The sequence below is a fragment of the Haloferula rosea genome, from assembly GCF_016595525.1.
Lineage (GTDB): Bacteria > Verrucomicrobiota > Verrucomicrobiia > Verrucomicrobiales > Akkermansiaceae > Haloferula > Haloferula rosea.
Window position 1 is genome coordinate 200,439 of record NZ_JAENII010000001.1, and the last position, 14,453, is coordinate 214,891.

Genomic DNA, 14,453 nt, shown 5'->3' on the forward strand with positions numbered 1-14,453 from the left:
CCCCGAACAATTGGCGTAGTTCGGGGGAGTGGGTCCGGACTTGTTGCGTCGGAGCTCCGGCAGGCTCCCGTAGATTGAATCACTCGTTGAGCGTCGCAGTCAGCCTGCCAAACAGCTTTCCATCCACTGCGAGGGACTTGCTGATGGTGACCGTCACGGTCTGCAAACCATCGGCGGGTGTGCCGAGGGTGACTTCGGTCGCGGTTGGAGGCGTGATGTTGAGATCGGTCCAGCCCATCAGATCGGAACCATACTGGAACACCTGCGTGGTGTCGTTTGCGGATTCCTCGCGTCGGGTGAAGGTGAAGACAAAGTCGGCACCGGAGGTGTCGAGAGTCGGGAGAATCGAGGGATCCGAAACCTCGGGATTGCCATTGAGGACATATTCCAAGGTGTTCTCGATACCGTCCTTCTCCGGGTCACCGGTCGGGCTGGTGTCGCTCAAGGTTGGATAGAGGCCAAGCCAGGTGGCATAGCCGCTGTCCGGGGCGACCAGGCTCAGGATGCCAGTGGCCTCGGTGAAGGTCCACTCATTGTCTCCATCCATCAGCGTCCAGACGCCTGCCGTTTCAGTGAAGAGTCCAAGCGGGCTACTGACACTGAAAGTTGCGCCATAGTTGACGCTCAGATCGGTGTCATCCACCAGCAGCCAGCTGTTTCCATTCGTGATATCAGCGCCGATGAGTTCCAGGTAAAGCGCACCATCAAGCTGGATGACCCCACTTCCAGCGGCCGCGCCGGCAATCACGTTGCAGACCCCATTGGCTTCTGGTGCCATCGTGAGTTCGCCACCACTGGCGAGTGTGAGCGTGCCCTCCGTGACGGTCGTATTGCCGGTGTAGAGGTTGATCCCGGTGAGCGTTTGCGTTCCGCTACCTACCTTGGTGAAGTTCCCCAGGAGGGTTCCATTGTTGTCCAGAACACCATCAAAGGTCCCGCTTCCGTCATCAACACCGAAGGTGAACCCGGTGTAGCCGGTCGTTGCTGGATTTCCACCCGATGCAATGGTGCCTCCACCCGTAAGAACGTTCACCCTGATATTCCCTTCGGAACCGTTGAACGTCGCATCCGATTCGACATGAAGGTCCGAGAGATTGTTGGTCCACTCCTCCGCCCTGCTGGCCACATTGCCGTGGGAGGCACCGACAAAGAGTCCGTTCTGAACATCGATCAGGGCACCTGAGCCGAGTTCAAACACCGCCTTGGCCTCCCCCCAGCGAAGGGTACCCATGCCAGTGCTGATCAGCGTGCCCGTTCCGGTGAAGGTGGTATCAAATCCGGCTCCAATATTGAAGCCTCCGGCCGAGTTGAGCTCGAGCACGGTCGAGCTGGCGATGCTGTGGGAAGATGCGCGCGGGACACCTTGGAAGACAAGGTCGCCGCCGGTAAGTGTGACGCTTCCACCATTCAGATAGTTGGCGGCAAGAGTCAGTGTTCCAGCTCCCAGCTTTTCGAAAGACCCGTTGCCGTTGATGATGGCGTTGTGGGTGATGCTCCCCGTATTATGGACGATCAATGCCGAATCATTGGTGATGGCACTGTCGACGATGGAGCCATCGGTCGAGCCGTCCCCGAGGTTCAGCGTGCCTGCCTCGATCATGGTCGCGCCCGTGTAGGCGTGCGTCCCCAGGAGGGTGACCGTGGATGCGCCGGATGTGGTGACCGACGTGGTCCCCGAGATGCCGTTTGCGTCCGGGCTGCTGACCACATACGCATTCGAATCGTTGGAGAACGTGACTGCTGTGTCGGAGATGCCCCCAGAAGCCACATCCACAGCGAAGCTCCCTACACCGGTGCTGCCTCCGTTGAACTCATAGGTGTCATCGAAGATCACGGCATTCACGACTGAGGTGGCGACGTCGAAGGTCGTGTTGTTCAGTGGATCAGCTGGCTCGTTCGAGGCGAAATTGGCCGTCGAGTCGAAATCCCAGGTTGAACCTCCGAGGCCAGTCCATTTCGCCGTGGCGGGCTGGGGGGCGATGGAGAGGGTGATGACGCCGCTGGTGTTTTGGAAGAAAAACTCAAACTCTCCTGGATTGAGCACGGCGCCGTCGACGCTAACACGACCTTCTGCCTCAAATACATCGTCCCATGCCGTGCTTGAATCCAGAATCAGGGAACCTGTCCAATCAGATGCAAAATCAATAGTCGATGTTCCACTAATGCTATTGAAGAGACCGGTTGCCGAAGTGGCATCAAACACGAAGTCCCCTCCAATATTCACAGTCACGTTCGAAGATGCGACAAGTGCAGTTGCCGTGTCATTGACAAAAGTGCCACCCTCCAAGTTCGCAATCTTACCACCTGCAACAGACTGGGCGATCGCAAGAGTTGCATGAGTTGTCGTGACCGTGCCGCCCGTTTGGGTGAACGTCCCACCTTCAAGATCAAGAGTATCACTGGAGAAGGTTCCACCACTCACCGTAATCGATCCGCCGATCAGTCTTGTGTTTGTCGCAGAATAGCTCCCGCTGGCAAGATTGAACTCGGCACCGTTCGCTATGCGACTTTCACCCCCGGTTTTGGTGAGCGATCCGCCGTCAATTTTGTAAGTATATCCATTGACGAAAAAGGTCCCGCCATCGCTCGTCTTCGTTCCACCATTCAAATTGAAAGTGAAGTCGGAATTGCCGTTCAAGTTCCATTGATCTCCCAATCCGTCGCCTGCGGTTTGGGTCAAACTATAGGTGCCTGGCACCAGGGTGAAATTGCCGTTCGTATTCCCACTACCCATGTCGTCGAAATTGTAGTTGGCATTGATAATGCCGTCGTTGCCAGGACCTGGGAGTCCGCTATCCCATGTGGCATCAGCGTCCAGGTCGAAATTGGCACTCGTAAGCGTGGTGGTTGCCGAAGAGTTGGCTGTGGCGAGAGCGAGGGCAGCAAGTGCCAGTGAGGATGTGTAGTTCATGGGTTTGTGTGTTTCGTGATGGGTAGGGTTTCGAAAATCGACGAATGCAGAGCCCTGTCGCCACTCCTGCCCTGGGCAGTTCGGGGCAGATTTCGGTAGGTTGGGGGGGAGCCTCAGGCCCGCTGACGGCGACGCAGCAGGAATCCGGCGCCAAGCATCCCGAGAAGAGCCGTGGATGGCTCTGGAATAAAGGTGATGACGCCGCTGTTGTTCTGGAAATACGATTCGAAGTCGCCGGCGCCGAGTTCGGTGCCGTTGTAGCTGACGTCACCAGCCTCGAAGATGTCGGCCCATGCCGTTCCCGGATCGAGAGTCAAAGAACCGACCCAGTCGGAGGTGAAGTTGATGGTGGAGCTGTTGCCATGAACACCAGCGTTGAACAAGTTGACGATGCTGGTTCCATTGAGCACAAAGTCGCCTCCAATGGTCGTGATCTGACCGGAGTTGTTGAGGAAATTGCTGGCACTGAGGATTGCAGTCCCTCCCGTCAAATTCACGGTGTGATTTGACGAGCCACTGTTGCGATTGAAACCAATGGCGGCATTGGTATTCGTGAAGGTTCCTCCAGAGATGGTTGTTGTGCCACCTCGGTTGAGGAACTGAGTGACGTTCACAGTCCCACCGCCAATCGTCATCGAGCTTCCACCTTCTACAAGAAAGTCATTACTTGTAATGCTGCCGGAACTAACGGTTAGACTGGCGGAACTCACCAACCGGAACTGCCCTCCGGTTTTGGTGATGCTGCCACCGCCCACATTCAGGGTGTTTCCGTTGACAAAAAAGGTGCCAGACGTGCTGCTGATACTGCCACCATTGAGATTGAATGTGTAGTTGGTATTGGAGTGGTAATTCCATTGTCCTCCCGTGCCGTTACCAGCGGTCTGGGTCACGCTGGTCGTTCCAACCGAGCTCATGTTGACGTTGCCGCCTATCGAATAGTTGCCCGATATGAAGCCGGGGTCGGATGCGGTTGGAGTGCCGTTGTCCCAGTTGGTTCCAGTGAGGTCGAAGGTGGCGTCAGTGTTGAGCGTGGTGACTGCCGAAGCACTCGGTGCGGATAGAGCAAAGGCGAGCAGGGTCAGGGAGGAGAGAGCTTTCATGGGTTTTCGAGAGTCTGTGGATGGAGGCTCAGCAAGTAATGAGGCATGCTGATGGATCTACCGCAAGAGTCGGTGGCTTCCGCTCCTGGCGTCTACTGGCCAAATGGCCAGTTCTTCCGGTTGGCAAGCGCGCTTCCGGCGGCGCATCCCCCTGTGAAGGGGTCAGATAATCCCCGAGCGCAGGGCCTTGGCGACCGCCCCCGACTGCGACTGGACGTGCAGCTTGCGGTAGATGTTCTCGAGGTGGAAGGCGGCGGTCCGCCGGCTGATCCCCAGATGATCGGCGATTTCCTTGACGGAATGGTCCATGGCCAGTTGCTCAAGTACCTCGATCTCGCGCCCGGACAGACCGAAGGTCTCGCCCGATGAGGGCTTCCTCACTTCAGTGAGAACGATTTTGGCCACCTCGGGGCTCAAGGCCGCTCCTCCCTGGAAGACCTGTTCGATTCCCTCGAGAATCTCCCGTCCCGTGGCCGTCTTCAGCAGATACCCCGAGGCACCGGCGTTCAGGGCCTCGAGCACCTTCTCCTTCTCCCGGAAAACCGTAATCACGAGCACCGCCACGTCGGGCGCCCTGGCCGCCAACTCGCGGATCCCTTCCACGCCGTCCATGCCGGGCAGTCCCAGGTCCATCATCAGGAGGTCCGGAGGTTCGTCGGTTTCGAGCGCGGCAAAGAGTTCGGCACAGGAGGGGAAGACCCGGCGACAGGTGATCGCCTCCTCGCCATTGAGCAAATCTCTCAAGGTTCGGCGGAAGCCAGCGTCATCCTCCACGACCCATACGGTTATCGGTATCATCCCTAATTCGAAGTCTTGTAGGCTTTGCTGGGCTCCTTGGAAAGCGAGGAGAGGGGAAGCCGCAGGGCAATCGTGGTTCCCTCGCCCGGCGCCGACCGCAGTTCCATTCCTCCTCCCATTTCGCTCGCGCGCTGCTTCATGCTGCCAAGGCCCCAGCCTTCCGTCGGCAAGGAGGTGTCGAACCCACAGCCGTTGTCGCGCAGTTCGATCCCCAGTTGTCGCTCCACCACGGACACCCTCAGGCTCACCTTGGTGGCCCGCGCGTGTCGGGCGCAGTTGTGCACCGCCTCTTTGAAGAACATCATCAGGTGCCGCTTGGTGGTTAGAGAAACGGCTTCGTCGGGACAATCGACCGGCGTTTCGGAGGAAAACTCGACCTCTCCCAGAACCCTCTCCGCCCGCTCACCGAGCTTCTGAATCAAGGCGGGCAGCCGGATGGTTCTCTGATCGGCCACCCAGACCACTTCCCTCAACGAGACGCAGGCTTCGCGCGCCATCAGCGACAGGTTGAACATGCCTTCCTTCATGCGGTCGCTTCTGGCGATCTCCGCAAGTTGCCCGACCAGCAGTGAAACGCTGCCCAGGTTGCTTCCGACCTCATCATGGAGATCCGAGTAAATCTGTCTTCGCAAGCGGGCTTCCGCCTGCCTCCGACTCCTCAGCAGGTAAAAGACAAATCCCAGAACACCTGCCAATCCGGCGATCGTCACTCCCGCTAGCGCCCGTCCACGAAACCGCCTCCATCGCTCCGTCAGCATCTGCTGCTCGGCTTTGAGTCCCGCGAGCCGGGCCTCGTGCGGCTTGCCCTCCGCCAACTGCCGCAGCCATTCGGGCAAATGCAGGATGTCCCGCCCGCCGACCTTGCCGTCCACCAGCGTTCTCAATCCGGATTCCTCCGCCATCTCGAAGCCGCGGATGGATACAGGACGGTCCCGCGACAGATTGCCACCCGAGCGGATGATCTCGATCTCGCCGAGAGAGAACACCGGCTGTCCCTGATAGGCCGGGAAATCATTGCACTCGAACTCCAGCGCATCCGCCATGCTGCCGACTCCGCGGATGCGCAGCATGTTGTTGCCCGGATTCTTCAGCAATTCCTGATCAGGGAGGAGATGCCGCGACTCTTTTCCATCCGCCTTCCTCTCAATGCGAAAGATCCTCATCGATCCAGGGAATCCATAACCCGGAACGTCGATACCCGAAGGGCTGCGACCCGGAAATAGGTTGACCCAACCGAGGACACTCGTTTCATCCAGCTCCACCCGGATCACCAGCGGCCAATTCAGTCTCTCGGCCGGCAGCTTCAGGACAAGGTTGCCACCGGCGCCATCCTTCGCCGAAAGGGGCATCCCGAGGGTGTTTCTCTGGGAGGCCAGATAGTCCTTACTCCAGTAAGGAGCGGATTCAAAACTGGATGAAACCGCGGCGACGCCCGTTTTCTGCAGTTCCCCCTGCCGGATCGGATGAACGCGGCCGAGCGCGAAAAACTCGAGCCCCTTCTCCTCGTGCCCGGCAAAGACCTCCACCCGCAAGGGACCCGTCGGCGCATCCTCCTCAGGAAAGGAAAAGTAGACCGGGCGCAGACCGGGGTCAGGGAAATCCCGTGTCGTCCAGTCGACAAGAATCTTGCCCGGAACTCCCTTGCCATCGACCGCGCGGATCCGGAAGCGTTTCGGAAAGGCATAGCTCTGTAGATCGGACGACCGCTGGTCGAGGGCCGGCACCAACACAAAGGCCTGGGTCGGGAAAAGCCCGGCCCCGAAATCCATGGTCCACAATGGCTCTTCCGGCACCCCTTCCACCGCAGCGATGTAGTCGCTGTGATAGCCGAACTCATCGAACTGCATCCCGATCTGCAGCGGTGCCAGTGCCGCAAGAATGCGGGTTTCCTCTTCAATCTCCTCCTCGATCTGCCTCAAGCGGGCGGGGACTTGGAAAATGAAAACTTCCGGAGGTTGATGATCCGCGCCCTCCGATGGCGGCCTCAGGGGGTCCGAGTAGCCTTCGGTCGCACCCGCCATGGCGCTGGGAAGAAGCAGAGCCGCCGCGAGGCCACGGCACCCGATTCGACGCATCAACCCGCGATTCTGCTTCACATTGCCAGCATCCACCGAATCTCCCTTCGCCACCAAGCTCAATTAGCAAACATCACTCTGCGAACCAGGCTGGACCCTCTCGGCGACCGTCTTCCCGCCCAAGTCCATCCAATCGCAAGGCAAGTTCGTCTGGAGCACCCCGACCTTGAAGGGGTGAGCGTGACACGCTGGGTCGCCGTTGCCTCGATCATCGATCATCACGACAACGATCGCTGTGGGGGCTGTCGATTTCATCTCGATCCGTAGTCATCCCCTCGATCGCTGCGAGCGCAGGACTCCTGCCAGGCCGAGAATTCCTTGGCGAGCTTGGCGACCACTTCCGGGTGCTGCATGGCGAGATCCTTCTTCTCGGACGGATCCTCGATCAGGTCGTAGAGTTGCCACGGCTGTCCCTTCTTCGCACGGAAGAGCTTGTAGCGCTGCGTCGACCACGCCGCCGAGCCACGTGATTCAAAACCAATCCCTTGCTGGCGCTCGCTCTGGTCACCGGCGATCACCGGTAGCAGCGAAATGCCATCCAAGGGTCGTTCACCGGCATACTCCGTCTTCACCGCCTCGAGAATTGTGGGCAGGTAGTCACTGGTCACCGCCGGGAAATCGGTGACTGTTCCCATTTTTACCTGCGCAGGCCATTCGAGAATCCCCGGCACCCGCACACCGCCTTCGTTCAGACTGCGCTTGCGGCCCTTGAAGTGGGCGGCCGAGCCGGGGCTGGTCTTGCTTCCCTCCGGCCCATTGTCCGAGCAGAACCAAAGCATGGTGTTCTCCGCCACGCCCGCCTTCTTCAACGTCGTGCGCAGGCGACCGATCTGATCATCCATCGCTGTAATGCAGCCGTAGTAGTTCTTCTCGAAGTCGCTCACCCCCGGATACATCGCGGCATACTCCGGACCCGCCACCACCGGCAGATGCGGCGTATGGAACCATACCACCGCGAAGAACGGCTTCTTCTCCTTTGCCGCCTCTTCCACAAAGGGCACGACCCGGTCCATGATCACGCGGGAATCGTCACCCTCAAGATTGTCGCGGACGATCTCGCCCTTCTCATTCCAGTAGTGGGTCCCGTAGCTCTCTGCGCTCGCACGATCCTTGATGGCGTCCCACCCCTTCTTGCCGTCTTTCCAACCCTCCGCCTTGCCGGGCAACAACATCGGATCCCAGGTCGGCACCTTGGATTCGGTCGAGAAGCAATGGTCGAAGCCATTCTTCCAGGGTGGACTGAAGTCCTTCGTATTCCCCGGCATGCCGCGATTGGCATCCTTGATCTCGGTCGTCAGCGTGCCGAGATGCCACTTGCCGAAATGCCCGGTCGCGTAGCCCTTTGCCTTGAGCAGTTCGGCCAGGGTCAGCTCCTCGGGCTTCATGTGCCCGGTATTCGCATAGGGAATCCCGTAGCGGTAGGGGTGTCGACCCGTGAGAGAGGATCCGCGGGTCGGACTGCACACCGGTGACGAGGCATAGAAGCGGTTGAATTGTATGCCGGCCCCCGCCATCGCATCGAGATACGGCGTCTTGATCGGCGATTTCGGGTTGAAACACTTCACATCACCCCAGCCCAGGTCATCGGCCATCATCAAGATGATGTTCGGAGGCGTTTCAGCATGAACCGAACGCCCCCAGAGCGACAACAGGCAGACGAGCCCGAACTTGATGATCGGTAGGTTCTTCATGGCTGGGTCTCCTTCTTTTTCGAGATGACTTGGGCGATCTCGCTGGCGACTTTGCCGGCAAGGTAGCGAGACCCTTCCTTGGTGAAATGGACGTCGCCCTCTTTGATCTTGATCTCAGGCAACGCCAACAGGGCGTGGGCATGCAAGTCATTGATCTGGATGTCATTGGCCCTCATGATCTCCTCGGCAATCCGGTTGTATTTCAGGTCATCACCCAGCTTCCTTCCCGCCTCACCTTCCGGAACCGGGGTGATCGTGCACCAGATCAAGGTGGCATCCGTTTTCTTCAGTCGCGCGACGATCTTCTCCAGGTTGCTCCTGAATTCCTCGGGAGTCGCGGTGATGGTGCCATGGACCTTGTCGCGGTAGCCTTGCACTTTGGATTCAGGGTTCCGGTAGCAAAGGTCCCACAGGCCCCAGTTGAAGTGGATGACATCCCACTTGCCGGGCTTCATCGACAGCCACTTGTTCAAGTTGGCCAATCCATACGCGGAGTTCTTTCCGTTTCCAGGAATCCGGAAAACATCGGCCTGCCCATGGAGCTTCTTGCGGACATCCACGGTGTAGGCATTCGAGATCGAATCGCCGATCAGCAGGACATTGGGCCGGGATGGATCATCCTGCGGGTTTTGAAACGCTTCCCGGTATTCCTTTCCGGTGTAGAGCTCCTCTTTGCTCGCCAGATCCTCCGCGGCAGATGCCGATGGTGAAAGGCCGGGAAGAAAGAGGCCGCCAAGCACCAGCAGGGCGGTCGTTATCAAGATTTTGGTAATTCTCATTGTGGTTGTTCTCAGTAGCTCAGCTTGTTGCCCTTCTTGGGTTTGCGTGAGCCATCCTCCCACCATTCGCGGGGGCCTTCGGCTTCGATCTCCTTCCAGAGCTTCAGCAAGATGCCTTTCATTTCCTCGGTCTTCTCGGGCATCTTTTCCGAAAGTTCGTTCTCTTCCTTCCAGTCTTTCTGCACGTTGAAGAGCTGGAACTTCGTTAGGGTCTCGTTGCCGACGAGCTTCCAGTCGCCGATCCGCATCGCGACTCGGTCATCGGGGCCGGAGACGTGGGTGCGCCAGAATAACGGCACCTTGCGTTCCACCGGCTTTCCCGCGAAGGCGGGCACCATGCTGACGCCGTCGATCACCCGGTCCTCCGGCAAAGGGACACCGCACACCTCCAGCACGGTGGCGAAGATGTCGGAGCCGATCACCGGCACATCACTTTTGCTGCCGGCCTCGATATGACCCGGCCAGCGCGCCAGGCCGGGCACTCGAATGCCTCCTTCGTAATCGTTCCGCTTGCGCCCACGCAGGCCGCCAGTGGAGCCTCCCTTCACGCCACCTTTGCCCTCGGGCCCGTTGTCCGATGTGAAGATCAACAGCGTGTTGTCGGCGACACCCTGCTCGTCCAAAGCGTCCATCACCATGCCCAAAGCGTGATCCAGCTGAGTGATGTTCCCCATGTAGGTGCGGTTCGGATCATTCCCATACGGCTCTTGAAAGCGGGGATCGGTCGCGATCGGCAGGTGTGGCTCATGCAGCCAGACCGACAAGGCGAAAGGTTTAGAAGGATCCCGAATTTCCTTCAGCCATTTCCGTGCCTCCGCGGCCACCAAGGGTGCGGAGTATCCCTCCATCACTCCGACTTCCTTGCCATTGCGGACGAAGTTCTTCGGGTTCTTGTGGCTGGGGCTGGCATTATTGTGGGTCGCCATCCAGTAGTCGTAGCCATGGTCGCCCGGCTGCGGGAACTCCCGGTTGTTGAACATCTGCCTGGAGTTCAGGTGCCACTTCCCCACGTGACAGGTTTCGTAGCCCGCTTCCTTGAGCAACTCGGGATAGGTGATCTCACTGGTCCGCAGGTGGGTTGGCCCATTGCCTGACACGTGACACCACACACCGTTCCTAAACGGGGTGCGACCGGTGAGGATGGCCGATCGAGAGGGGGAACAGACCCCGCAGGCCGAGTAGGCCTGGCTGAAGGTGACGCCCTGCTTTGCCAGTTTCTCCAAGTTCGGCGTCTTGATCAGCTCGTTACCGTAGACCGAGGAGTCGCCCCATCCCATGTCGTCGACCAGGAAGACCACGATGTTCGGGCGGGACTCCTCCGCATGGCTGACCAGTCCACCCATCCAGAGCAGAAGTGTAACCAGGAACATGGCCTTTGTTTTCATGATGCAGGGCAGGGGAGAGGGACTATTTCGCCGGGCGAAGGATCATGGCATGACCGCCACCGACCGCCATTCTGGCCGGGATCACGTCGCCACGCTTCACGGACTTGGTCGTGATTTCATAGGCCTCCGGGTTCTTCACCCCATGGGAGTCCTCCGCATCCTGGTAGATCGTCGCCTCGTAGCTTTTCCCGGCCTCGAGGAAGTCGAGTTTCACTTCCAGCGTGCGCTCGTTCTGGTCGTTGACCGAGCCGACAAACCAGCTGTCGCCGCTTCGGCGGGCCGTGGTGATGTAGGTGCCTATCTTCGAATTCAAAACCCTGCTCTCGTCCCAGGTGGCGGGCATTTGCTTGAGGAATTCGAACAGGTCCGGCTTCTTCAGGTACTCCTCCGGCGCATCCGGTAGGGTGATCAAGCCGGAATAGACGACCAACGTCCGCGCCACCTCGCTGGTCACGGTGGAAATGTAGCTGTTCTTTTTCTTGGGACCCTTCTGGCGCTCGCCGGCGTTGATGCTGCCGATCCCGAAATTGCCGTTGGCCATGTCGAGCGGGCCGATCAAGCCATTGACCATCACCATCTTCAGGAAGGTCTCGGGAGTGAAGGCTCGGCGGCTGTCTTGCTGGGCGTGGCAGTATTCCCGGGTGATCAGGTTCGGCAAGGTCCGCTCGACTCCCGCCATGGGCGCGGGGCCGTCATGGAAATTGATCACCATCCGGTGCTCCGCCGCCGCCTCCATCGCTGCCCGGGTGAAGCCGGCCCTCTTGCCCATGAAGCCGTATTTCATCCCTGAGGCACCCAGCCCCGCATAGTGGCTGAAGAGTGTCTCATCACCGAAGTTTCCCTTCTTGCGATCGTAGTAGAGCTTGATCCTCACGCCCTTCTCCTTGGCGTAGGCCATCACCTTCTCGATATCCACTTCGGGAGAGACCTCGATCTTCCCGTCCTTGGCGCTCAGGAACCAGTGATCGTCGACGGTGAAATACTCGATCCCTTGGTCGGCGCAGAAATCAATGAAGCGGAGGTAGCTTCTGGTATCGATGCCATAGACGAAGTCCCCGTTGTCGTAGCCGTGCACCCGCCAGTCCCACAAGCCCTTGCCCGGTTTGATCCAGCTGGTGTCCTCAAGCTTGCAGGGAGCGGCAAGATTGAGCGCCACCGTGTTCACCGCGAGGTTGCCGACCCGGTCGTCGAGCAGGATGACCCGCCACGGCGTCACCTGACCCCTGCCTGTGGAGGTGGCGGAGCTTGTCGAAGTGAACACCCCGGTCTTCTTGTCGTAGGTCGTGCGCATCGACTCGAAGCCGTCGGCCGAATAGATGTCCGATTCGAACCACGCCCGGGCGCTGCCGTCGTCGCGTATTTGCACCAGCGGAACCGGCACGCCTTTCAACTCGTCACGGCGCAGCGGGCCGGAGACCCCTTGCTCGCCCCTTGGATGGTAGAACCCCTTTTCGTCGCTCAGGCGGAACTCGTTGGTGAAATTCAGCTTCTTGCCCTTGCTTTCCTCGGAAAGCACGAAGCGGAACCCAAGCCCATCGTCGAAGACCCGGCACAGCAGCGTCACCGGCATGCCATTCGCCGTCAGCGACAGATTCAGCTCCCGATGGTGGTCGCGGATCGTGCTGAACTGACCCCAGACCGGTTTCCAACTGGTGTCGTTCTCACGCAACGAGTGCTCCTTCAGCTCCATGCTGGCGTCCCTGAGGATTTCCACCTTCGAGGATCCAACCACCGGCTTGTTGGCCTCGGACACCGAGTAGAAGAGCGCCCCGTCCTTGACCTCAAACGAGGCTGATAGGGTCCCATCCGGGGATTCCACCGTCAGCGGTTCCGCCATCGCATTCGACAGCGCGACGGCTGCCCCGAACCATAAAACTGTGTGTCTGGTCATTGTACTGATCATGATTGAATTCTGTTTTACGGGTAGTTAGAGATCCTCCATCCATTCCACCTCGGTGAAGTAGGCGCCGCCGGCTCTGCCCTGCTTGTCGTAGAGATAAGTCACCAGTTCGGTTGGTCCTGCAGGTAATTCCAATTCGATGACGACCCCCTTGCTACCCGGCTCCACCGCAACCTCTTTCTCCTTTCCGGCGATTTCGACCTTCGCACGGACCGCCACGACCGGCTTGTCCGCCTCGGCCGGCCACTGGCGCAAGGTCAGCCGGTAGCGACCCGCCTGTTTCACATCGACCAGCCATGGTCCGGTCACCTTCGGCAGCTTCCTGATTGCCCCGAAGTTCCAAGGTGGGTTGCCCTTTTCCATCCGCCAATCCTGGGAACACAACGTGGTCCGTAACTCGTCGGGATTGCCGAGGTCGATGCGCACCGGCGTCATCCGTGGCGACACCCGTTCCCAGAAAGGATCATACAGCCCGCGCAGGCGCTCGACGACTTCCGGATGCTCGGCCGCGACATCCTTGCGCTGGGCCGGGTCGGCCTCGATGTCGAAAAGGAACTGGCCATTGGAATTCACCAACCGCCAGCGTTCGGTCAGCACGGTCGAGAAGGCGAGCGGTCCGGGTGGCATCGCCTTGCCATGAGCACCCCCGTGGTACTGCACCACATGATGCTTCCGATCCAGAGATTTGCCGTCGAGCAGCGGCTTCAATGAGATGCCATCTTCATCGTAGACATCCGGAACCGGGATCCCACACAGCTCCGCAAGTGTTGGCAGCACGTCGATGTGCGCCGCAATCGTATCGATTTCCTTGCCGGCCTTGAGTCCGCCTTTCGGCCAGTGGATGAAGAAAGGCACGCGGTGGCCGCCGTCGTAGACCGACGACTTCTTGCCGCGCATCCCGGCGTTGTAACCGACCACGGCCTCGGAATCCAATCCCTTGAACTTCGCTCCCGCGGAGGTGCCGTTGTCAGTCATGAAAATCAGGATCGTGTTCTCAGCCAGACCGAGTTCGTCCAAGCGCTTGCGCAGGATCCCCATGTTGTGGTCGATGTTGGCGATCATCCCGTAGAAGTTGGGATTGGGGACGTCCTTGTTGCCTTCGTAGGGCTTCACCCATTCCGGCGGGACGTGATAGGGGCCGTGTGGCGCATTGAGCGCGAGGTAAAGGAAGAAGGGCTTCTCCCGATGGCTCTCGATGAAACGAATCCCTTCGCGAAACCAGACATCGGTGCAGTAACCCTCGAACTTCTCGAAGGCTCCCTGCTTGTTGTCTGCGGTGGCTCGCTCGTAGGTGTCGTCGAAGTAGTTGTTGCCCCAGTAGTCCGATGCCTGACCGATTCCACCGCAACGGTGCCAGAGCACCTCTTGAAAACCCCGATCCTGTGGGCGATGCGGTGCGTTGTCCCCGAGGTGCCACTTGCCCACCATCCCGGTCGCGTATCCCGCGTCGGCGAAAAGATGAGCCACCGTCTTTTCGTCCGGGTGCATCATCGTCCGGCCCGAGCTGGTGCGGAAGGCACCGGTGACTCCCGGATGGTTCCCGGTCATCAAGGCAGCCCGTGTCGGCGTGCAGAACGGACTCACGTGGAAGTCGGTGAAACGAACCGATTCGGCGTGGAGCTTGTCGAGTTCCGGCGTCTTCAGGATCGGGTTGCCATGACAACCCAGGTCGCCATAGCCCTGGTCATCCGTCATCACCAGAACCACGTTCGGCTTGCCGGTAGCAGCTGATTCGGGAGTCGCTGCCACGGTGGTTGCCACAACGCAGAGTCCGACAAACGCCGTCGGGATCGATTTCATGCTCATGGGTTTTC

Annotated in this window: 9 protein-coding genes; all 9 read right to left on the reverse strand. The window is 59.3% G+C overall.

Features of this window, described 5'->3' with window-relative positions; all coding sequences use genetic code 11:
• Positions 1 to 79: 79 nt before the first annotated feature.
• The 9 genes from JIN81_RS00705 to JIN81_RS00745 all read right to left on the reverse strand — a co-directional run bounded on the left by JIN81_RS00705 (position 80) and on the right by JIN81_RS00745 (position 14,439).
• Positions 80 to 2,911, reverse strand: a complete 2,832-nt coding sequence (locus JIN81_RS00705) for a beta strand repeat-containing protein (protein ID WP_200275220.1) — start codon at positions 2,909 to 2,911, stop codon at positions 80 to 82.
• 113 nt (positions 2,912 to 3,024) lie between these two features.
• Entirely contained in the window at positions 3,025 to 4,011 is a 987-nt protein-coding gene (locus tag JIN81_RS00710) for a PEP-CTERM sorting domain-containing protein (RefSeq protein ID WP_200275222.1), read from the reverse strand.
• Positions 4,012 to 4,173: 162 nt separating this feature from the next.
• Entirely contained in the window at positions 4,174 to 4,809 is a 636-nt protein-coding gene (locus tag JIN81_RS00715) for a response regulator transcription factor (RefSeq protein WP_267907926.1), read from the reverse strand.
• Positions 4,810 to 4,811: 2 nt separating this feature from the next.
• The gene (locus JIN81_RS00720) at positions 4,812 to 6,884 is read right to left on the reverse strand and encodes a sensor histidine kinase (RefSeq protein WP_200275227.1); all 2,073 of its coding nucleotides are present in this window, start codon (positions 6,882 to 6,884) and stop codon (positions 4,812 to 4,814) included.
• 251 nt (positions 6,885 to 7,135) lie between these two features.
• Complete coding sequence (locus JIN81_RS00725) at positions 7,136 to 8,575, reverse strand: sulfatase family protein (protein ID WP_200275230.1); 1,440 nt, start codon at positions 8,573 to 8,575, stop codon at positions 7,136 to 7,138.
• Positions 8,572 to 9,336: an SGNH/GDSL hydrolase family protein gene (locus JIN81_RS00730; protein ID WP_200275232.1), complete on the reverse strand. Its 765-nt coding sequence runs from the start codon at positions 9,334 to 9,336 to the stop codon at positions 8,572 to 8,574. The genes JIN81_RS00725 and JIN81_RS00730 overlap by 4 nt, the downstream gene beginning before the upstream one ends.
• Positions 9,337 to 9,365: 29 nt before the next feature.
• Complete coding sequence (locus JIN81_RS00735) at positions 9,366 to 10,724, reverse strand: sulfatase-like hydrolase/transferase (protein ID WP_343217924.1); 1,359 nt, start codon at positions 10,722 to 10,724, stop codon at positions 9,366 to 9,368.
• Between the two features lie 37 nt (positions 10,725 to 10,761).
• Positions 10,762 to 12,630, reverse strand: a complete 1,869-nt coding sequence (locus JIN81_RS00740) for a glycoside hydrolase family 97 protein (RefSeq protein ID WP_200275243.1) — start codon at positions 12,628 to 12,630, stop codon at positions 10,762 to 10,764.
• 36 nt (positions 12,631 to 12,666) lie between these two features.
• A complete protein-coding gene (locus tag JIN81_RS00745; protein ID WP_200275245.1) occupies positions 12,667 to 14,439 on the reverse strand; it encodes an arylsulfatase in 1,773 nt (590 codons plus the stop codon).
• Positions 14,440 to 14,453 lie beyond the last annotated feature (14 nt).